The following is a 21,406-nucleotide window of genomic DNA, read 5'->3' on the forward strand; positions in this document are numbered from 1 at the left end:
TTTGATAATTGCAGAAAGCATTTAAAATATCAAATATAAATCAGGTTTTGATTCGCTTTTAGGTAAGTGCTAACAAGTAAAATAGCCATAAAACAAGGTGTTAAATACCATGAAGCATTTTCGCTTAGCCACAACGAGTAATATGATGCAGCCAGATTTCATTTTTGGTGTGGCAACATCGTCGTATCAAATTGAAGGTGCTCGAAATACTCGATTAAAGGCAAACTGGGATTCCTTTTGCGAAAAAGATGGCGTGATTGCAGATAGCAGTAATGGTGATGTAAGTTGCGAACATATTGCGCACTGGCAACAGGATGTTGCAATAATGGACGATATTGGTGTCGATGCATATCGCTTATCATTGTCATGGTGTCGCGTTATGTTGGAAGACGGTACGGTAAATCTTGAGGGTGTTAAGTTTTATATCAACTTGTTTCAAGCGTTAAAAGCACACGGTATTAAGATTTTTGTTACCTTTTATCACTGGGATTTACCAGATTACCTTGATAGCCAAGGGGGTTGGTTAAATCGTCAAACTGCTTACGAATTTGCCAATTATGTAGAAACAATCACCCCTTACATTTCACCGTATGTTGATTCTTTTGCAACCTTAAACGAACCTTTTTGTTCAGCGTATTTAGGCTATGAACTAGGCATTCATGCGCCTGGGCATACCAGCCAAAAGGCCGGTAAAATTGCTGCGCACAATTTACTGTTAGCACATGGCTTAGCGATGGAAGTATTAAACCGTTTAAGCCCAAGTACTGAAAACGGCATTGTGCTTAATTTCTCGCCGTGTTACCCATTAACCAATTCAGACCAAGATGCACTTGCCTGTCGTCACGCCGATGAGTATTTAAACTTGTGGTATTTAACGCCGCTACTTGAAGGGCGATATCCAGATATTGCTGACTTATTGCCAGATGATGTAAAACCAGAAATTGCCGAAGGCGATATGGCAATTATTGCTCGACCGCTCGATTTTATAGGTATTAACTACTACACCCGCAAGGTGTACCAGGCGGGAAACAATGTGCTGTTTAAAGAAGTAAATACAAATGAATACGCAAAAACAGCAATGGGCTGGGAAGTTGTACCAAGTGCTTTTTTTGATTTACTGACTGACTTAAATAAACGCTTTGAATTACCAAATATTTATATCACTGAGAATGGCGCGGCGTTTGATGATGACATTTTGGATGGTGAAGTGAATGACTTGGCACGTATTGATTACATTGACGAACATTTATTGGCGGTTGAACAAGCAATTCAGCATGGGGTGCCAATAAAAGGCTATTTTGTGTGGAGTTTATTAGATAACTTTGAGTGGTCAGAAGGGTATACTAAGCGCTTTGGCATAGTGCATGTTGATTATAAAACGCAAAAACGCACATTAAAGCAAAGCGCACTTGCGTACAAAGCACTAATAAACGCTAGAAATTCAAACTAATAACCATTAAATTTATTGAATGTAGACACAGTTTTCTTTTTTATGGCAACTATTTACGAAGTATCAAAAGCCGCTGGCGTATCATTAGCGACCGTTTCACGAGTGATTAACGGTAACGCCCGAGTGAGCGAGCGCACAAAAGAAAAAGTGCACAAAGCAATGGACGCGCTTGGCTATAAACCTAATGCGATTGCACAGTCACTCGCCTCTAATCGCACCAATAGTGTAGGATTATTGGTGTCAGAGCTGCATGGTTCATTTTTTGGCGACATGATGAGCTCAATTGAATCTATGTTGCGTGATGCCGGAAAACATGTGGTGATCACCGCAGGTCACAGTGAAGCTGAAAAAGAAAAACAAGCTATTGAGTTTTTGATTAGCCGTCGTTGTGACGCTTTAATTTTAAACGCCGAGGCAGTATCTGAAGACTATTTAAAATCGTTACTCGATAATAATATCGAGATCATTTTGATCAACCGCGATATCGAATCTTTGCAAGAGCGTTGCATTGTACTTGATAACCAATTAGGTGGTTACTTAGCGACCAAAGCGGCAATTGAACAAGGGCATACTGAAATCGCCTACATCAGCGGTCCTCATTTTAAAGAAGATGCACAGCAACGTTTAGCTGGCCATAAACAAGCACTAAAAGAGGCTAATATCTCATTTGATAGTGACTTATGTTTTGAAGGTGGTTATCACGAATCGGAAGGGCAAGAAGGGTTTAACGTGCTGCGCTCGGCCAATGATTCGTTTACCGCACTGGTTTGTGCAAATGATGAAATGGCGTCTGGCGCAATGACGGCTGCCCGTGAAAATGGGCTAAGTATTCCTGAAGACTTATCGATTATTGGCTTCGACAATGTGTTATTTGCCCGTTATTTATATCCAAAACTGACCACAGTAGACAACCCGATTGCAAAAATGGGTGAAATGGCAGCGAATTGGGTACTTAGTAATATTTATCAGCAAAAAATTAATACAGAAATCACACGTTTGTTTAAGCCTGAATTAGTGGTTCGCGACTCGCTTGGAGCTGTGCGTGCTGGCTAATCGGATCTCTCCCTCAGCCAAGTTTGCGCTTATTGCGTCGTTTGGTGGGTTTGTATTTGGTTTTGATGCCTCGGTTATCTCCGGTGCAATTGGCTTTATTTCAGAGCAATTTTCTCTCGATGAATGGCAACAAGGGTTAGTGGTGAGTGCGCCCACATTAGGTGCGATTATTGCCAGTTTTTTTGCCGCGTTTTTAAGTGACCATTTTGGCCGCCGGAATACCTTAATTGCGGTGGCCTTGTTATATATTGTTTCCGCATATTTTTCTGCAATCGCCAGTGATTTTGAAAGCTTAGTACTGGCGCGTTTTATTGGTGGTTTAGCGTTTTGTTCTCTGCTTATCACGCCCATGTATATCGCTGAGATTAGTTTGGCGAAATCGCGCGGTAGGTTAGTGTCTATCAACCAATTGAATATTGTAATTGGTTTATCGGTGTCGTATTTTTCAAATTACTTTTTACTGCAACTGGGTCATTCAGAAGGTAACACGTTAACGCTTTTTGGTACGCAGGCTGAAACTTGGCGCTGGATGTTAGCATTAGAATTAGTGCCAGCGACAGTGTGGTTTTTCGCATTATTTTTGCTGCCAAAAAGCCCGCGTTGGTTAGTGCTTAAAAATCATCAAGCCGATGCAAAAGCGGTACTTAATCGGTTATTTTCTAAAATGGAAGTGGATGCGCAGCTACAAGAAATTAGCGTAATTGAACACCAACAAAGCGCGTTTTTTACCCGTTTAAAAGGGCTTTTCACAAGTAAGGTGCGACTGGCTTTGTTAATGGGAATTACCCTAGCGATTGCACAGCAGATATCAGGCATAAACGTTATCTTTTTTTATGCGCCGGTGATTTTTGAGCAAAGTGGTATCGGCACCGATGCCGCGTTTTTACAAGCAAGCTGGATCGGTGCGATTAATGTGCTATTTACCCTTGTTGCGCTGATCACCATTGACCAATTTGGGCGAAAGCCATTACTAACCGTTGGTTTGGTGGGAGTATGTGTCAGTATGTTTATTTGCAGTTATGGTTTTAAACAGGCAACGTATCAAATTAATGATAAAGATGTCGTTGCGTTAGTGACAACTCACCAAAACCTAAAACTCTCAAATTTGTCACCTCTTTTATCTAAAATCTATACATCTGACATTGCGTTTAAAAATGCAGTTATCGAAGCGATTGGTGAGCAGCAATATAGGCAAGTGGGCAGTGAATTGTTAATGCGCGCGACTGACATCAATGCAGGTCTTGTGCTTTTTGGTATAACGGCCTTTGTAGCATCGTTTGCGATGTCGTTAGGTCCTGTGATGTGGGTGTTCTTTTCTGAGGTATTTCCGAGCGAATTGCGCAGTATCGGTATTTCGCTGTTGGCACTCATTAATGGGTTTGTGAGCTTTTTAGTGCAGCTGGTTTTCCCGTGGGAGCTGGCAACCTTAGGGGCGGCAACCACATTTTTAATTTATGGTGTGTTTGCTCTGTTTGCACTGCTACTCATTATGCGCTTTTTACCCGAGACAAAAGGCCAGCCGTTAGAGTATTTGAGCCAGCCAAAAGAGCGTTAATCGCTTAGAAAAGCTGTATTTCCATTTCTTTCGCAAATAGTTCTAGGGCATGTAAGCCGGCTACCGAGTTACCATATTGGTTTAATTCAGGTGACCAAACAACCACAGTGTAGCGCTCAGGCACTACGGCTAAAATCGCACCACCGACACCTGATTTACCTGGCATACCAATACGATAAGCGAAATCTCCCGCAGCATCATACAAACCACTAGTAAACATTAAAGAGTTCATTTGTGAATTTTGCTTACGTGAAATAAAGGTCTCTTTTGTGGTTTGTGAAACCCCTTTATTGGCTAAAAAGCTAAAGGTTTTAGCCAGTTCTACTACGTTCATTTCGATGGCGCAGTATTTACAGTAATTACTAAGCACAGCGTCTACATCGTTATCAAAGTTATTAAATGACTTCATTAAGTTTGCCATTGCCGCATTACGAAAGCGATGCTTAAACTCTGATTTTGAAACCGATTTATTAAAGTTAATTTTGCTATTGCCTGAAAGCTGACGCACCGTTTCTAAATAATGATGCAGTGGGGCACTTACTCGTGATTGCAGTGCGTCACAAACAGCAAGCGCTCCTGCATTGATAAATGGATTGCGCGGTACGCCGTTTTCCATCTCAAGCTGAATTAGCGAGTTAAACGCGGTGCCAGATGGCTCTTTTCCAACACGCTGCCACAGTGATTCGCCATAACGTTGTAGCGCGAGCGAAAGGGTTAATACTTTTGAAATAGACTGAATGCTAAAGCGTGTTTTGGCATCACCAGTAGTGTAGATTTCACCATCGACAGTGAGCACCGCCATAGCAAATTGCTGAGGCTTAATTTTGGCAAGTTCAGGAATGTAATTTGCAACTTGGCCTTGACCAAACAAGCTTCGACATTCTGAATTTATAGTGTTAAGCAGCGACGTAATCTGATCCATTGTAAAACCTCTAACTCTGGCATTAAGCTCATCACTATAAAGGAGTTTAGCGAGTTGTCACCAACGAAAAGAACTTATTTGAACCAATTAATATAGCTAATGAGCAAAGGTGCGTGTTATTTAGCGGCAATTCTTAGTGTCAGTGCGCGAGCATGGTCTTTTTTGGCATAATAGCGAACAGCATGACGAATAAGCCATTTGAGCTCAGTGTTAGCTGAACCTACCCAAGAATCAAGCAGATCGAAAACCAGCTCCGGATGGTCTTTGGCAATATCTCCTAAACTATTGGCTACGCTGCGCCTAACGTACAAGCTGGCGTCGTCTTTTAAATGGCACAAGAAGGGTAAAATGGGCGTTGGATCGCTAATAATCGCAGGTAATCGTTTTCCCCAAGGTAGTTTTGGCCGAGTACCTTCTGACACTAAACGGCGAATATGTCGGTTGCTATCAAATTGCCATTCATTCAGGGTTTCAAGGGTACGCGCTTGTTGCGTTATTAAAAAAGGCCGAATGCAAAACTCAGCGCTAAAACGTTGAGTAAGCTGATATTGCGCTTGCATTGATACATCGAACGGGTCGCTTCCATCATTGTATTTTGCATCTAAGCCGTAGTTTGCGATGTAAAAGCTAAAAGGTAAGTAATAAAAGCCCGCCAGTCCGAATTCTTCTGAGTTTTCGTCAGCATCAATCAAGGTACGTAATAAAATATCAATCGCAGTTTGGTAATGTGCGGGAAGGTATTGATGCAATGTGGCTGCGATAAATTGGCCTTTTGCCATTAATGCCAAATCACTCGGTGCTAAACGACAGGCTTCAACAAACTGCGTGCTATTAAATTTGTCATAGACTAGTTCGATATTGCGCGCCAGAAAGCAAATGGCGTTATCATTTAGTAGGTCGGCTAACGAGCTGCCTTTTGCGATAGCGCGCGGCGCACTGGGAATGCTCGCTGTAGTAAATGATGGCAGTTGTACTGACATTTAAGGTTGTTCGCTATCGCTTTCTTTTTGGTCGTTTTTTAGTGCTAATTTAAACGCTAAAATAACCAATGCAAACATTAAAAACGGCAGTGCTGCAAGACTGTATTCTGCCCACGCTTTATCGTAAAAAATGGGTTTCATAATAAAGTGTCCGGCAATTACCAAAACGATGGCAACCAGTAGTATTGGAATTGTGATTAATTCGCTTTTAATTTGTCCCTTGCTTCGCATAAGAACACTTTGTAAGTTATGAATAATCCGTAGTTTATCTGCTTTTTTGTTAAAACAATATAATGTAAATCAAGTTTGTGGTGTTCACTTTATAAGTGAATACATTTTTTTGATTGACGCAGGTGAAATTCCACCCATCATGTCATCGTTAGTTAGCGCAAAAAGAAAGTCGTCGATTTCATTGGTATCGATTGCTGTTTGATTGATTAGTACGGTAGCCCACAGTGTTAAATCATCGTCATCAATTTGCGCTGAGATATATAAATTAAGTGCATGTTTTAGATGTTGTTTATAAACTTTTAGCGGCAAGATTTGTTGCTGTGTTTGTTGAGCAAGTACACGATATGCATTATTAATATCGCTGCCGTAAGTAATGAGTTGATTTAATGCTTGCTCGTAGGTCATTTCACTTTCTTAAATGGATAAAGGAATCGTTAAATTGCAACAGACAGTCATAATTAGAAAAGCCGAACATCAAGATGTTACAGCGGTGCTTAATGTACGAAAACAAGCAATTTTGGCTGGCTGTAAAGATGCGTATGATAGCACACAACTTGATTTGTGGACCGGCGTTAGCGCCGATAAAGTGATCACCGACATGATTGTAAATTCATTTTATGTGTCAGAAATGGGCAACGAAATTGTTGGCACTGGTAAAGTAGACCTTACGACAGGACAAATCGATGGCATTTTTGTTTTGCCGTCGCATTTTGGTTTGGGATTAGCGCGCGCTATGTTGACTTTTTTAGAGCAAAAAGCAAAAGCGCACGGTTTAACAACGCTATTTCTTGACGCCACACTAAATGCGGTAAATGCTTACAGTGCCTATGGTTTTATTGCTGATACGCCACGCAACTATGAATCGCCAACCGGTGCAGTGCTGCGTTGTGTGCCAATGCAAAAGGAAATTAAATGACACTTGTATACACCCATGAAAATTTGACCTTAGTGGTTAATGTAAGTACTGCATTGCAAAATGCCGGTATTAAAACGCAAATTAAAAATCAGTATGCAGCGGGTGGGCGTGGCGAAATTCCTTGTTTTGAGACTTGGCCCGAGGTTTGGGTAGCGTCAAAGTTTCAAGTGAAGCAAGCGAAAGAGATAGTGGCGCAGATCACGTTAGAGAGTACACAACCTGATTGGCAATGTACTCACTGTACCGAGCTAAACGGGGCAGCATTTGATTTTTGTTGGCACTGTGATAGCCCTAAACCACACTAAGTTTATTGCCATCTATGATCGCCTAGCGATACCGCTTACGTGATTGTTACACTACGCTAAACACATTTCACATACAGCGACACAAATAGCGCATTCCGCGCTGTATAAGTGTGAACGCTTCAAAAATACCACTTTGTAATATTTTAACTTATTGAATATTAACAATAAATTCAATTGTAATTAGCTCTTTACAATTAAAAGTAAAATAGTTGTTACTTTTTATGTAAATTAGGTTAATAATATAAGTACTATATCTTTCGTAGTTTTAAAAAAGCAGTTTGAGGCATTATGTCTGCATTTATTATTATTTGTATGTTGCTTAGTATTATCAGTACCTTATATTTTGCGATTGGTTCTAAAAGTAGTCAGCAAAAATATATTGAGCATGTTGAATTTCCAAGCGCAATTAAGCAAACATTGCGTGCAAAGTACAGTTTGCTTTCTGATGAGCAATGTGAACTAGTATTAGCGAATTTACGCGAGTATTTTTTGATTTGTCATATGGCAAAAGGGCAGCCAGTTGCAATGCCATCAAAAGCGGTTGATCTTGCGTGGCATGCGTTCATATTACACACGCGAGAGTATAAAACATTCTGTAAAAAAGCATTCGGTCGATTTTTACATCACACACCTATATCGGCATCGACAAATAGCCAAGACGTTGATGCAAGCTTACAGCGTGCGTGGCAATATTCTTGTCAACGCCACTTTATTGATTATTCAACTCCAGAAAAACTGCCATTTTTGTTTGCGCTTGATGAGATGCTCGCTATTGAAAATGGTTATTGCTACTCGTTAGATGATTCACCGCAAGCTGGAAAAATCAATGTATTGTTACTAACTAATCGTGTTACATCTTCGCAGCAACCGAATGTGCAAACCCCACACATAATAAGTTGTGGCGGGTATGCAAGTAGTTAGCCTATTTAAAGTGTTTTTACTGATTTGAAGGTGACTCTTTACCCTGAGAGCTGCTAGAATCTCTCCCTTTATTGTCTTTTCATCGTAATAGTTAACATGATTATACCGGTCATTATTGCTGGTGGTTCAGGTACTCGTCTGTGGCCACTTTCTCGGGCTGATTACCCTAAACAGTTTTTAAATTTAACTAACGAATTCAGCTTGTTAGAAAATACGCTAGATCGAGTATTATCAAAAGAGTATGCTGCGCCGCTTATAATATGTAATCAATCCCATCGATTTTTAGTGGCTGAACAGGTTAGACACTTGGCTATTGAAAATGCCCAAATACTGTTAGAGCCAGAAAGCAAAAGCACTGCGCCAGCAATAGCTTTGGCTGCTTTTCATGCTTTAAAAAGCCACAAAGACCCTTACTTATTAGTGTTATCAGCTGACCATAGTCTTGATGATAAAGACGTATTTAATACTGCGGTAAACCATGCATTAAATGTAGCAAAAAAAGATTACTTAGTCTCATTGGGAGTACCAGCGACGACACCAGAGACTGGTTATGGGTATATTGAACCAGGAAATAGTATTGAACAATCACATGGATTTGTAATCAGCAATTTTATCGAAAAACCGAATATCGAAGTGGCGCAAACATATGTTGACTCAGGCAGATATATGTTTAACACGGGCATATTTTTATTTAGGGCTAGTTTATACCTTGAAGAGCTGAATAAGTTCCATCCTTGTATTTATACTGGTTGTAAAAATGCTGCTCAGAATACGATAAGTGATCTAGATTTTATAAGAGTAAAGACTGATGCTTTTTCGATGTTGCCGAGTCAATCTATTGATTACGCTGTGATGGAAAAAACAAAATGTGCTGCTGTAGTGCCATTATCGTGTTCTTGGTCGGATATAGGCAGTTATAATACGCTTTGGAATGAAAGCAAAAAATGTAAGCAAGGTAATGTTATTAAGGGGGATGTGGTTGCCGAAAAAACGCGAGATTCACTAATTATTGCGGAAAATAAACTTGTCGCAACTCTGGGCGTTGAAGATTTGGTTATTGTTGATACAAAAGATGCGCTATTGGTATCTAGTAGAGAGCAAGCTCAAGATGTTAAACAGATTGTTGCTAGACTATTTCAGGAGAATAGACTGGAGCATAGTTCACACCGAGAAGTCTATCGGCCTTGGGGCAAGTACGATACAGTAGATGTGGGTGACAACTTTTTGGTTAAACGTGTGACAGTAAAGCCAGGAGGTCAGCTTTCATTGCAAAAACATCAATTCCGAGCGGAACATTGGATCGTTGTTAAGGGAGTAGCTAAAACTAAAATTAATGGAATTGAACGTTTGGTTTCAGAAAATGAATCAATTTACATTCCAATTGGTGCGACACATCGTCTTGAGAATTCAACTGATGTAGATTTAGAGCTGATAGAGGTTCAAACAGGTGATTATTTAAGTGAAGACGATATTATAAGACTTTCAGACAAATATAATCGTGTTGAAAATTAAGTTTTAACCGTGAAATAGTTATTATGAAAATGGTTAAAATAGCATTGCTTGCATTAGATGATTCACCGCAAGCTGGGAAAATCAATGTATTGTCACTAACTAATAGTGTTACATCTTCGCAGCAACCGAATGTGCAAACCTCACACATAATAAGTTGTGGCGGGTATGCAAGTAGTTAGAAACCGCCAACTAAAGCTCAGTTTGACGTATTGAAACTGAGTTTTGGGCCTTTACACTATAATTTTAAATCTACTTATCGCCTCTGACTTGAGCATATACAGATTCGATTTTCAAACGATTGATGCTCAACCACCGCGCTCAATATTTGCCGCTCGCTTTTGTTAAACGTCATTCGCAAGTGATACAATATCGCCACTTTCATTTCTCTTAACGCAATAAAGTAGTTGTTTATATTATGATAGATACGGTTAGTCCGGCCTTGTTGGTGGTGTTTATTCTGGCGTTTTTCAGTTGGTATATTGCGTTTGTATTGTTTACCACTCGCGTAAAATACAACAAAAGTCAAAAACCTAAAGAGCAGTAGCTGTGTACGAATCATTTGTTGATTGGTATTGGTCTATATTCGGTGTTGGCGAAAATAATGTTGCGTTTGGCAGCCAAATTGCGGCCCTGTATTCTTGGTTAATGTTACTTGCTGCGGGCTTAACCTATTTAAAATACCTTAAACAGCAAGTGCCTAAATTTGTGTGTTTTGCATTTGCTATTGTTGCATTGTCATATTCATCAACTGACTTGTTAATGGCCGGTGTAAATGACTTTTATCGATATTTTGATGAAGGCGATAGTTTTCGTGCCATTGCGGTAAGCTATACGTTACTCGATAGTTTAACCGCCATTTTAGTGATGTTAGTGGTGCAGCGCATGTGCAAACAAGCCAACCCTTTTTTGGATGCTGTCGATGTTATGGTGATGATATTGCTCTATAACGGCGCAGCTCATTTCTTGGTAAATGGATATTACATGGTAGTTGAACAAGGCAGTGTCGATTGGATTGCCATGCTATATTCGGCAACCATTATCATTACTGACGGTGTGTTGGTTCTGGTGATGTTTTTCCCAGCGCTGGGGTGTTGGCTCAAAAAGATTTCACTGCGTACGCAATTAAAAAGTGCAAGTTAGCTTGCACTTTTTAGGGTCTGTTGACCTTTCAAGTTCGTTTTTGCAGCAGTTTGATTGGGTTTTATACAAGGCAAAGGCTGCATTGCATAGTTATTCTATGTGAGCCAGCCGATAACACAGTAGAAAAGCCAATCAAGCGCTGCCGAATGGTTCTTTTGAGCGCACTTTTCTCATTGTTGCTCGATATTCGCTTAGATTACTAGGCCACACATCGAGCGCCGCGATAAAAGTACGCTCAAAAAGAACAAAAATAGAACAGCAAAGATCAACAGACCCTAGTCATTACGTTTTAAACAAAATATCTACGCCTTTAGATATTTGCTGTGAAACGCAATATGTTCGTCAATAAAGCTTTGAATAAAAAAGTAACTGTGATCGTATCCTGCTTGCATACGAAGTTCTATTTCACTATCGCTTTGCTTCGCAGCAGCAATTAGGTTTTCAGGCTTTAGTTGCTCTTGCAAAAAGTTATCAGCATCACCTTGATCAACCAGTATAGGTAATCTTGATTGAGCACTTGCCAATAGTTCAGATGCGTCGTACTCGCGCCAAGACTCTTTATTCGAGCCTAAATATTGTGTAAACGCTTTTTGTCCCCAAGGGCAATTCATTGGGTTTGTAATGGGACTAAACGCTGAGATAGAGCGGTACTGTTCTTGGTTTTTAAGGCCAATAGTTAATGCGCCATGTCCACCCATGCTGTGGCCTGAAATCGATTTTGTTTGAGTCACCGGAAAGTGCTGTTCCACTAACGCGGGTAGCTCTTTCACAATATAGTCATACATTTTGTAATGACTTGCCCACGGCGTTTGTGTCGCATTGAGATAAAACCCAGCGCCTTTACCTAGATCGTAGCCTTCATCGTCGGCAACATCGTCACCTCGGGGGCTGGTGTCGGGAGCAACAATTGCAATGCCAAGTTCAGCAGCTTTTTTAAATGCACCCGCCTTTTGCATAAAGTTTTCATCTGTACAGGTTAAACCAGATAACCAATAAAGAACGGGAACGGGGCTTTCTGCTGATGCATTTGGCGGTAAAAATAGGGCAAATCGCATGTCGCAATTTAAGCTGATAGATTTGTGGCTGTATTGTTTATGCCAACCGCCACAGACTTTGGCTTTACTTATCACTTCTAATGACATGTTGTTTCCTTTTAAAAGCGCCTAACATTTGTCAGGCGCTTTAACTAAAATTGCGGTGAGTTTAAGCTACTTATCCATATGCACTACAGAGCGAATGCTTTCGCCTTTGTGCATTAGCTCAAACGCCTCGTTAATCTCATTAAGTGACATGGTATGCGTAATAAACTCTTGTAGGCCAAAGTCACCAGCAAGGTACTGCTCAACAATGCCAGGTAATTCTGAACGACCTTTCACGCCACCAAATGCAGAGCCACGCCATACGCGACCTGTAACAAGTTGGAATGGACGCGTAGAAATTTCTTGTCCTGCACCGGCAACACCAATAATCACTGATTCACCCCAACCTTTGTGACAGCATTCAAGTGCTTGGCGCATTACGTTTACATTGCCGATACACTCAAAAGAGTAGTCAACACCGCCGTCAGTCATTTCAACAATTACTTCTTGAATTGGCTTATCAAAGTTTTGTGGGTTGATCACATCGGTAGCACCAAGTTGCTTTGCTAAATCAAACTTTGATTCATTGATATCGATACCAATAATGCGACTTGCACCAGCCATGCGAGCACCAATAATTGCCGATAAACCAATACCGCCTAGACCAAAAATCGCCACGGTATCGCCTTTTTCAACTTTTGCAGTATTAAGCACTGCACCCATACCGGTCGTTACACCGCAGCCTAGTAAACACACTTCTTCTAGTGGCGCTTCTTTGTTTACTTTTGCAAGAGAAATCTCTGGCAGTACTGTGAACTCAGAGAAAGTTGAGCAACCCATGTAGTGGTAAATTGGCTCGCCATTAAGTGAAAAACGAGTCGTACCGTCTGGCATTAAGCCTTTACCTTGTGTTTCACGTACTGCTTGGCAGAGGTTTGTTTTACCCGATTTACAGAACTTACATTCGCCACATTCAGCGGTGTAAAGGGGGATTACATGATCGCCTACTGAAACGCTTGTTACGCCTTCGCCAACCATTTCAACAATACCACCACCTTCATGGCCTAAAATTGATGGGAAGATACCTTCAGGATCATCACCTGAAAGTGTAAATGCATCAGTGTGACAAACACCCGTTGCAATGATGCGAATAAGTACTTCACCTTTTTTTGGCAATTGCACATCCACTTCTTCCATTTTTAATGGTTCGCCTGCTGCCCAAGCTACCGCAGCTTTTGATTTTATTGATGTTTGGCCTGGTTTAAGATCTAACGCCATAATATGTTTCCCATATGTGATTAAAACTGCCTGACTAGTGTGAGCTATAAAGGCTAGTTCATTTGCTACTTTGTTGGTAACTAGTTTATTTATTTCTTATTAAAAGATAATCACCCTAAATTGAAAATTATTATTTCATATATGTAATAATGTAATCAGAATAGCGAAGAGATTAAAAAAGAATGGATTGGACTGGGGTAAGTGAATTTGTTGCGGTGGCAGAAACACAAAGTTTCACCGCGGCAGCAGATAAACTAGGCAGCTCTGTGGTTAATGTGAGCCGCAAAGTTAAAGCACTAGAGCAACGCCTAGGCGTTAAACTATTGCAACGGACAACGCGCAAGGTGTCACTCACCGAAATGGGGCAGCAATATTATTATGACTGTAAGCCGCTGGTGGAAGGCTTAGCGCTGGCAGAGCTTAATGTGAGTAATATTCAGCACGGTATTAGTGGGCAAATTCGCGTTACTGCTCCGGTTACCTTTGGTGAGCGCTATATTGCGCCGCTGGTGAATGAATTTTTAGCGTTGCATGGGCAAATTGAAGTCGACTTAGTGTTAACCAACCAAAAACTCGATTTAATCGATAGCAGTATCGATGTTGCTATTCGTTTAGGTCACTTAAACGATTCAAACCTTATTGCAAAAAAGCTTGCAACACGACAAATGTTTGTTTGTGCAAGCCCTGATTATATTGCAACCCATGGCGAGCCACATACTTTATCTGAGCTTGCTATGCATCAATGCTTGGTTGGCAGCAATCAATATTGGCGGTTTTTACAACAAGGAAAGGGGCGTAATATTCGCGTAAACGGGCGATTAAAGTGTAACTCAGGCGTGAGTTTATTAGATGCTGCAATAAGTGGCTTAGGGCTTGCTCAACTGCCTGATTATTACGTTGGCGACGCATTAGCGCGGGGCGATTTGGTTGAAGTATTACCGAGTTATCGCGATAAAGAAGAAGGGATTTGGGCGCTTTATGGTCATAATCGGGCGCTGCCTTCTAAGCTCGATTTATTTATTCGCTTTTTACAGCAGCATATAAAAAAGCCCGCTTAACGCGGGCCAAGATTAGGAAGTCTTTTTATGTTTAACTTTATTTAAATCATTCTACTAGGCGTGTTTTATAACCACAGTACCGGCAAGTAAGTCATGCCATGCTCGGTTCTTCTCATCAATGGCTGCCCAAATAAAGCCTAAACCAAGCGGTAACGCCGAAACATAGTAACCAACATAACGAATAATGCTTTGCACTACGGTTGGTTTCGCGCCCGTTTCGGCATCAACTACTTTGCTGTCTACTGCCATTTTTCCTGGGGTTGCTGCTTTATATACCCAAAACATTACGGTAAGTATAAAAGGCAGTACTTCGTGATTCATAAACTCTTTAAAGTCGAAGAAGTTTAGTGGCGTCCATGGCAAATAATCATCGAAGAAGGTAAAAGCGAATGCGGCAATTACCAGTGAAAAAAGTAATCCATCTAAAATAAGTGCGGCAAAGCGTCTAAAAAAACCGGCGTATTCAATACGGGGTTGAACTGTTTGATAATCTGAATATGTCATGGCGACCTCTGTATGCTTCCTGTTGATGGGGTCATACTAGTCGGTCAGTTATTTTGTATTGCTGAAAAATGAATAACGGCGAATTTAAATTGCGAACGGCAAAATACGTGTTTTGATCAATCGTTGATAACTTAAACTGTACGTTCACTTGATTATTAATAGATTATTTTTGTACCTAAAAAGTGTTTGAAAGATGATTTTGCTATATCCAAAGTAACAATAAATTTACATTTAAAGTGAGTAGAGTTTTTGCTCTTCGGTTTAAACCCTTTAATCGGTACAAATAAACCCTGTCTCACCTTGTAAAGTCAGTTTTACGTGCCAGCTTTTGTATTTATTTTCATTTGTTTACATTAATAATTAAAATTGACAACGCTGTCTTTTTTCTGCTTTTTTGAGTGTTGTAAATGGTTTGTTAACTATTTGCATGACTTCACAACAACAAAAGGCAAACGTTATGAAAGCAAAATTTAATAAAACAACACAGGCTTTATTACTTTGCAGTACCTTCGCAGGCACAGCACTTGCGGCGGATAAAGTGTCACTTGATACCGATAGTTCAGAGCGATTTATCGTTACCCTTAAATCTGATTCACTGAAAATGGGTTTACCGGTTACAGCAGATGCACAGCAACAACAGGCTTTTAAGCTTAATAAACTGCAATCATTAGCTAGCAGTGTTACGTCTCAGGCAATTCATGTATTACCTAGCACTAATTCGGTAGCACTTAAATTAACTCAAGCTGAGCGAGAGCAATTATTGAATCGCAGTGATGTGCAATCGGTCGAGGTTGATCCAAAACGCTATTTACTTGCAGAAAGCACACCTTACGGTATTGGTATGGTGCAGGCGGATCAGCTAAGTGACAACCTCACAGGTAATCGCAAAGTGTGTATTATGGATACTGGTTATCAACTGGGTCATCCAGACTTACCATCAAACGGCATCACAGGTAATGATGGTTATGGCAGTAATGATACTGGTAACTGGTATAACGATGGTAACGGCCATGGTACGCATGTTGCGGGCACTATTGCGGCAATTGGCGGAAATGGGCAAGGCGTCGTTGGGGTAAATCCTTCTAATCAGTTAGGCCTTCATATTGTTAAAGTGTTTAACGACCAAGGACGCTGGGCTTATGGTTCTGATTTAATTCGTGCGATTGAGCAATGTCAGCAAGCGGGCGCCAATGTGACCAGTATGAGTTTAGGTGGTTCGGGTCAATCAAGTGCTGAGCGCCAAGCTTTTGCAAACAGTTATGCGCAAGGTATGTTGCATATTGCAGCAGCAGGTAACGACGGAAATAGTTCGATGAGTTATCCTGCATCGTACGATGCAGTGGTATCGGTTGCTGCGGTGAATAGCGGTGAAAGTAAAGCATCGTTCTCACAATATAACAGCCAAGTAGAAATTGCTGCGCCAGGTGTGAGTGTGAATTCAACATGGATCAACAGTGGCTACAAAAGCATTAGCGGTACATCAATGGCTACGCCACATGTATCAGGTGTGGCAGCATTAGTATGGAGCCACTTTCCAAACTGTTCTAACCAGCAAATTCGCGACGCGTTAAATACAACGGCAAAAGATAAAGGTGCAGCAGGACGCGATACCTCTTTTGGCCATGGTATTGTACAAGCCAAAGCGGCGTATGATTATTTAGCAAGTAGCAGTTGTGGCGGCGGTACAGGAGATGCAAAGCCTGTCGCTAATTTTGCGGTACAAGTTTCTGGTAACACTGCACAATTTAGTGACAGCTCAACTGATGACAAAGGCATAACCAGTTACGCATGGGAGTTTGGTGACGGCGCGACTAGCAGCAGCCAAAATCCTAGTCATACTTACAGCACGTTTGGCGATTACACCGTAAGCCTCACGGTTACCGATACTAAAGGTCAAACTAATCGTAAATCAAGCATCGTCACAATCAGTGATGGTTCAAGCGGTGGATGTAACGGACTAGCGAATTGGTCGGCGTCAAAAGCGTATAAAGTGGGCGATAAAGTGGCTTATCAAAGCAATCAATACGAAGCAACTTGGTGGTCAACAGGGGCGCAGCCAGATGTATATACTAATGTTTGGAAAAACACAGGCAAATGCAGTGGCGATGGCAACGCAAATCAAGCGCCTGTTTCAAACTTTACGTTTAGTGCAACTGGATTAACGGTAGCGTTTAGCCAAACCGCTACAGACGATAAAGGCGTTGTAAGTTATACATGGGACTTTGGTGACGGCACAACTAGTAACGCTACCAACCCGAGCCATAGTTATGCGCAAGCGGGCAGTTATACCGTAAGTTTAACGGTTGCTGATAGTGAAGGGTTAAGTCACTCAAAAAGCCAATCAGTAGTTGTAAGCAGTGATACTGGCGCAGGTTGTAACGGTGTGGTTGCATGGAGTGCCGGCACAGTGTTTCTAACTGGAGAGCAAGCATCTTACAATGGTCGTTTGTACTCAGCTAAATGGTGGACCCAAGGTGCAAATCCAGAACAAAACTCAGGCCCTTGGGATGTATGGCAAGATGAAGGTGCATGTAACTAACCTAAACCCATATTTAACCTAAACTTGGGGAGAGAAGTTAACTAACACTATATGATCCCGAGGTGAGGTTATCCATACCAAGCCCATTCTCAAATGGCGTAAGGCAACCATCTGGTTGCCTTTTTTAGTGCTTGCTTTCGCTTATATCAATCTGCCAAATTTGGCTGATTTGGTTATCCAGTAATGTGCAAAAAAACTGCTGATTGACGTTAGACTGACGACATAAATTACGACCATATTTTGCCAATGAGTTGATGCTAGTCGTTTGCTTTGACGCTAAATTTAGGCGTTTATAACCAAGGCTAGTGCGATAAACAATGCTGTTGTTCACATACTGCCAATCGCGCCACTGTAATAGTGCAAAATCTTTAACTAACACCCTTTCTTCATTTGTTAAAAGAGAAAGTGCGAATAAGCCATCTTGACTAAACTTGCTGTAATAAAGGGTATTTTCAGCAAAGTAGAAACTGTAGCCGCCTTTAAAGGTAATTTGTTTGGCTTGGCTTGATGCCGAATCGAGTTGCCATATATTCCACTCTTGATTTTGCTCAGCACTCACAAACAGTTGGTTGTCAGCATTAAAACCAACAAAGTGAATAGTATCAAATGTGTGATTTATCTTTTGCCATTGTGATTTTGTCATATCGTAGCGATAAATTTGTTCGTTAATATTGGCAACAAGCGCAGTTGCGTCAAATGACCATGCGATATTACCGACATACTCAATGGTATTGTCAAAACTAAGTGTTTTGCTGGTGTGTTTGTCAGCCAGTTTTATGCTCAACTTACCGTTGAGTGCTTCAACGTAAACGAGTTGGTCGTTAGTAGGGGATGGTGCAAATTGTAAAATGCTGGCTTGGCGTTTGGTAATGGCTTGAGGCGCTTGATTATCGGTAATGTGATAAAGGTTTGAGATTACGGCGTAGTGCTCGGCAAACAGCACGTCTTTACTTGCAAAAATTCGGTTAAAGGTATCAGAGTAATCTAGCTGGGTTAGTGTGTTTTGCTCGCGATTAAACTGATATAGCCCATCTTTTGCAGAAATAAGCAGAATATCATTAAACCAGCTTAAGGATTGCACGTGATCAATTAAGGGTACTTCAAAGAGTGACTTAGAATCATTTAGCGTTTTAATCACTAAACTATCGGGTTTATCTGCATGGTAATTTATGTAAGCAAGTTGATTGTTGCTGATAGCAAATATGCGGTGCCCCAAACTGTTTCCGCTATTGTCGGGAAAGCTCAATTGTTGCTGGCGAGCGGTACGAATATTAAACGCCATTAATTTATAAGGTGCTGAGGCACTTTCTCGATAGGCATAAACTAAACGATTATTGCTATCGAGCGCCATATTGGTTACAACGCTGGTACCACACGAAAGTAATTGAGTTATCTGCCGCGTACTTAAATTAAATTCAACAATGTTGCATTGCCGGTCAGTTAAATTAGAAAGCCTTGCCAAATATAGAAAATCGCCGTTAGCGATTACATCGGTGTAATAGAAATTATCGTTTACAAGGGGCGTTAAGCTTCCGTTTTGTTCTAGCTTTACTACCTTACTGATTGCAGCGTTATTGCTTTTATGCAGGGCGTAAAGTGTTTGTGAAGTCTCGTCAAAATAAGGGTTAAACGTCATGCCTAATTGTTCTGTCAGCACGTGACGATTCGTTAATTTGAGCTGGTGATTAGTTTTACTAAAAAAAGTAATCATCGACAAAATGATAAGCACGATCATCGCTATTAAGCCAATTAGCCACTTATTTTTGCGTGTAGTCGGGTGCTGCTTAACTTCATTGTCTGGTGAAGTTGAAGTTAATGCACTGGGTGTGACTGCAAAGCGATATCCCACTTTGCTTACCGTTACAATATAAATCGGTTTTGTGGGTTCAGGCTCAATTAATTTTCTGAGCTGACTAATTGCGCGATTTACAGCCGCATCACTCACCACTCGGCCTTGCCAAACATGTTCAATCAGTTCGTCGCGCGATAAGGCTCGTTGGCTATTACGGCAGAAAAAAATCAGTAACTCAAATAACTTCGGCTCGCATTCAGTCACCTTTCCATTGATGGTTAGGGTATTTGTTTGCGTATTAACTTGAATAGCATCGAAGCTAAATGAACCTTCTATCATTATGATTTTAATAGTTATTATAATTTCATTATCAAATTATCATAACTTAATTAAGCAACAATAACAGCTTTTACATAATTTTAAGGCGGTCTTTGAACTTCAGATTGAGATAAAATAATGAGAAAAATTACAAAAATCGCAGTGCTAGCAAGTTGCTTAATTTCGGGTTGTGGTGGCAGTAGTAAAACAACAACACCTGTTAGTGAAAATAACACAAATGGTCCTAGCTTATGTGCTGCACAAACGATTCCAGATGGTGCAGCATGTGTTGGTGTCGATGGCCGCCAGAATTTAATTTTTGGCGATATCAACAAAGAGTACAAAGGGCTAATTATTACCTTACATGGCGCGCCGGGATATATGGCAAAAGTAGCCGGTATTTTTGATGCAAATATGCTTGAAGAAAAAGGGTACTTAGTAATTAGTCCAAATGGCAATGGCAGCGCATGGCAGTGGGATAGCAATACAGATGCTAACATCGGTGATGATAGCAATTACATCGCCAATTTAATTGATTACGCCCATGCCAATTATACAGTTGAAGGCGATAAAGCACGTATCTTCGGTTATTCTGCTGGTGGTTTTATGGCTTACACCTTAGCGTGTCACATTCCTGAAAAACTAAGCGGTGTGGTAGCACTAGCTGGGCAATTTAGAGGTGATTTTAACGCTTGCAGCACACAAACCCCTGTCGCTATTCATCACTTGCATAGTCCGAGCGATAAAGATGTACCAATGAGCGGCCGAGAGTACGGAAAAATTGCCAGTGTAGATGCGACACTTACACACTGGCTAAAAATAAATGGCTGCGAAGATCAGTTTTTACAAGCTGCTGATCCCGCTGTGACTGCAACGAGTGCTGGTACGTTAACCTTGTCTTGGCAAGGCTGTGTATCGCCAGTAGTGCTTTCAAAATTGGATGGGGTTGCTCATGAATCAGATTATTTATCAGATGCGCTTTTCGAAATCTACCAATCAAGTATGGCATTGGAGAACTAACATGCGTGCATTATTTGGGTTAATGTTTTCATGTGCATTGGTTGCATGTTCAGATTCAGCAAAAACACTCAATGACATTAGTAAAACAATTGATGATATAAACTGGCAACTTAAGCCTAAATACAACGGTGAAGTTCCTAACAATCAAAGTGCTAATTCGTACCGTGTTGCAATAACGGGCAATAGCCATGTTGCAGGGCTAGGCGCTGAGATTAATAAGGTGATTACTCAGTTAACACCCCAAAAGCAGGCTGTATCTGAGACTATTGGTAGTGGTTTTTTAGATGATAGCATTCGAAGTAGCATTGCAACTCAAGCGCTAGAAAACGGCAACTGGACGCACCTTATTTTGCAAGGGCAAAAATATTCGCAATCACGTACGACAACGTATTCAACGACGGCGGCAGAAAAATGGATAGCCAATGCAAAGGAGCTTAATGTGATGCCGATATTATTTCCTGAGCACCCGCAGCGTGGCGATACAACAGAAGCGCAATATGTTTATACTTTGCATTCAAATATTGTTGCGAAACAGGCGAGCTGCCTTGCGCCAGTCGGCCTTGTTTGGGATAGTGTTTTGCAGTTAATGCCTAACCTTAGGCTGCATGCCAGTGATGGCAATCACGCTGCGCCATTGGGTAAATATTTAACGGCGTTAGTGTTTGCTGAAGTGATCACCGGACAGCGAGTCGATTCGGTGATTTTAACGCCAGTAAATGGTGTGCGCGCTGACGAGCAACTCCTTATGGCGCAGGTCGTGTCGGAAGTAATTTATCAACTTCCTCCGTGTCCTTTTTCTGAATCCTCATAGAATTAGCGCATACGCTGATATC

At 41.0% G+C, this 21,406-nt stretch carries 20 protein-coding genes; 12 read left to right on the forward strand and 8 right to left on the reverse strand.

The annotated features are described in order from the left end of the window. The first annotated feature begins 109 nt into the window (after window positions 1-109). The 3 genes from C2M30_RS16680 to C2M30_RS16690 are packed head-to-tail and all read left to right on the forward strand — an operon-like array spanning window position 110 to window position 4,058. Window positions 110-1,450, forward strand: a complete 1,341-nt coding sequence (locus tag C2M30_RS16680; protein ID WP_105172512.1) for a GH1 family beta-glucosidase — start codon at window positions 110-112, stop codon at window positions 1,448-1,450. A 42-nt stretch (window positions 1,451-1,492) separates the two neighbouring features. After that, window positions 1,493-2,503: a LacI family DNA-binding transcriptional regulator gene (locus tag C2M30_RS16685; protein ID WP_105172513.1), complete on the forward strand. Its 1,011-nt coding sequence runs from the start codon at window positions 1,493-1,495 to the stop codon at window positions 2,501-2,503. Then, window positions 2,493-4,058, forward strand: coding sequence for a sugar porter family MFS transporter (locus tag C2M30_RS16690; RefSeq protein ID WP_105172514.1), 1,566 nt, complete (start codon window positions 2,493-2,495; stop codon window positions 4,056-4,058). Before C2M30_RS16685 ends, C2M30_RS16690 begins: the two co-directional genes overlap by 11 nt. 4 nt (window positions 4,059-4,062) lie before the next feature. On the opposite strand, the gene glsB is transcribed toward C2M30_RS16690, so the two are convergent. From glsB to C2M30_RS16710, 4 genes are all read right to left on the reverse strand, one after another. Beyond that, window positions 4,063-4,980: a glutaminase B gene (gene glsB / locus C2M30_RS16695; protein WP_010558638.1), complete on the reverse strand. Its 918-nt coding sequence runs from the start codon at window positions 4,978-4,980 to the stop codon at window positions 4,063-4,065. Window positions 4,981-5,096: 116 nt separating this feature from the next. After that, entirely contained in the window at window positions 5,097-5,960 is an 864-nt protein-coding gene (locus C2M30_RS16700; RefSeq protein ID WP_105172515.1) for a DNA alkylation repair protein, read from the reverse strand. Next, entirely contained in the window at window positions 5,961-6,191 is a 231-nt protein-coding gene (locus C2M30_RS16705) for a hypothetical protein (protein WP_105172516.1), read from the reverse strand. It abuts the gene before it with no gap. A gap of 84 nt (window positions 6,192-6,275) precedes the next feature. Further along, complete coding sequence (locus C2M30_RS16710) at window positions 6,276-6,596, reverse strand: hypothetical protein (protein WP_100915660.1); 321 nt, start codon at window positions 6,594-6,596, stop codon at window positions 6,276-6,278. A gap of 34 nt (window positions 6,597-6,630) precedes the next feature. Here C2M30_RS16710 and C2M30_RS16715 point away from each other — a divergent pair, with 34 nt between their 5' ends. The 5 genes from C2M30_RS16715 to C2M30_RS16735 all read left to right on the forward strand — a co-directional run bounded on the left by C2M30_RS16715 (window position 6,631) and on the right by C2M30_RS16735 (window position 10,985). After that, on the forward strand, window positions 6,631-7,107 hold the full coding sequence (locus C2M30_RS16715) for a GNAT family N-acetyltransferase (RefSeq protein WP_158683513.1): 477 nt from the start codon (window positions 6,631-6,633) through the stop codon (window positions 7,105-7,107). Then, window positions 7,104-7,412 (forward strand): putative signal transducing protein, encoded by a 309-nt coding sequence (locus C2M30_RS16720; protein ID WP_105172518.1) that lies wholly within the window; start codon window positions 7,104-7,106, stop codon window positions 7,410-7,412. The genes C2M30_RS16715 and C2M30_RS16720 overlap by 4 nt, the downstream gene beginning before the upstream one ends. Before the next feature lie 288 nt (window positions 7,413-7,700). Continuing rightward, window positions 7,701-8,333, forward strand: a complete 633-nt coding sequence (locus tag C2M30_RS16725; protein ID WP_105172519.1) for a glycine-rich domain-containing protein — start codon at window positions 7,701-7,703, stop codon at window positions 8,331-8,333. Between the two features lie 96 nt (window positions 8,334-8,429). Continuing rightward, entirely contained in the window at window positions 8,430-9,845 is a 1,416-nt protein-coding gene (locus tag C2M30_RS16730; RefSeq protein WP_105172520.1) for a mannose-1-phosphate guanylyltransferase/mannose-6-phosphate isomerase, read from the forward strand. Window positions 9,846-10,391: 546 nt separating this feature from the next. Further along, on the forward strand, window positions 10,392-10,985 hold the full coding sequence (locus C2M30_RS16735; protein ID WP_105172521.1) for a hypothetical protein: 594 nt from the start codon (window positions 10,392-10,394) through the stop codon (window positions 10,983-10,985). 302 nt (window positions 10,986-11,287) lie between these two features. Here C2M30_RS16735 and fghA read toward each other — a convergent pair whose 3' ends face one another. Both fghA and C2M30_RS16745 read right to left on the reverse strand, forming a co-directional pair. Continuing rightward, window positions 11,288-12,127 carry an S-formylglutathione hydrolase gene (gene fghA / locus C2M30_RS16740; protein ID WP_105172522.1) on the reverse strand — a complete coding sequence of 280 codons (840 nt, stop codon included), beginning with the start codon at window positions 12,125-12,127 and terminating at the stop codon, window positions 11,288-11,290. Between the two features lie 66 nt (window positions 12,128-12,193). Next, the gene (locus C2M30_RS16745) at window positions 12,194-13,342 is read right to left on the reverse strand and encodes an S-(hydroxymethyl)glutathione dehydrogenase/class III alcohol dehydrogenase (protein ID WP_100915655.1); all 1,149 of its coding nucleotides are present in this window, start codon (window positions 13,340-13,342) and stop codon (window positions 12,194-12,196) included. 182 nt (window positions 13,343-13,524) lie between these two features. Between C2M30_RS16745 and C2M30_RS16750 the strand changes: the two genes are divergently transcribed. Beyond that, window positions 13,525-14,400, forward strand: a complete 876-nt coding sequence (locus C2M30_RS16750; protein ID WP_010558648.1) for a LysR family transcriptional regulator — start codon at window positions 13,525-13,527, stop codon at window positions 14,398-14,400. A 54-nt stretch (window positions 14,401-14,454) separates the two neighbouring features. Here C2M30_RS16750 and C2M30_RS16755 read toward each other — a convergent pair whose 3' ends face one another. Beyond that, window positions 14,455-14,904, reverse strand: coding sequence for an RDD family protein (locus C2M30_RS16755; protein ID WP_105172523.1), 450 nt, complete (start codon window positions 14,902-14,904; stop codon window positions 14,455-14,457). A 457-nt stretch (window positions 14,905-15,361) separates the two neighbouring features. Between C2M30_RS16755 and C2M30_RS16760 the strand changes: the two genes are divergently transcribed. Further along, a complete protein-coding gene (locus C2M30_RS16760) occupies window positions 15,362-17,443 on the forward strand; it encodes a S8 family serine peptidase (protein ID WP_105172524.1) in 2,082 nt (693 codons plus the stop codon). Window positions 17,444-17,567: 124 nt separating this feature from the next. Here the strand turns inward: C2M30_RS16760 and C2M30_RS16765 are convergent, their stop codons facing one another. Next, window positions 17,568-19,574 (reverse strand): winged helix-turn-helix domain-containing protein, encoded by a 2,007-nt coding sequence (locus C2M30_RS16765; RefSeq protein WP_105172525.1) that lies wholly within the window; start codon window positions 19,572-19,574, stop codon window positions 17,568-17,570. Window positions 19,575-19,691: 117 nt separating this feature from the next. Between C2M30_RS16765 and C2M30_RS16770 the strand changes: the two genes are divergently transcribed. Together C2M30_RS16770 and C2M30_RS16775 are read left to right on the forward strand one after the other, a co-directional pair. Continuing rightward, window positions 19,692-20,573, forward strand: a complete 882-nt coding sequence (locus C2M30_RS16770) for an alpha/beta hydrolase family esterase (RefSeq protein WP_105172526.1) — start codon at window positions 19,692-19,694, stop codon at window positions 20,571-20,573. Between the two features lies 1 nt (window position 20,574). Then, window positions 20,575-21,384, forward strand: coding sequence for a hypothetical protein (locus C2M30_RS16775; protein WP_105172527.1), 810 nt, complete (start codon window positions 20,575-20,577; stop codon window positions 21,382-21,384). The last annotated feature ends 22 nt before the right edge of the window (window positions 21,385-21,406 follow it).

It is taken from the genome of Pseudoalteromonas sp. T1lg24 (genome assembly GCF_002964745.1).
In the GTDB taxonomy this organism is placed as follows: Bacteria; Pseudomonadota; Gammaproteobacteria; order Enterobacterales; family Alteromonadaceae; genus Pseudoalteromonas; species Pseudoalteromonas spongiae.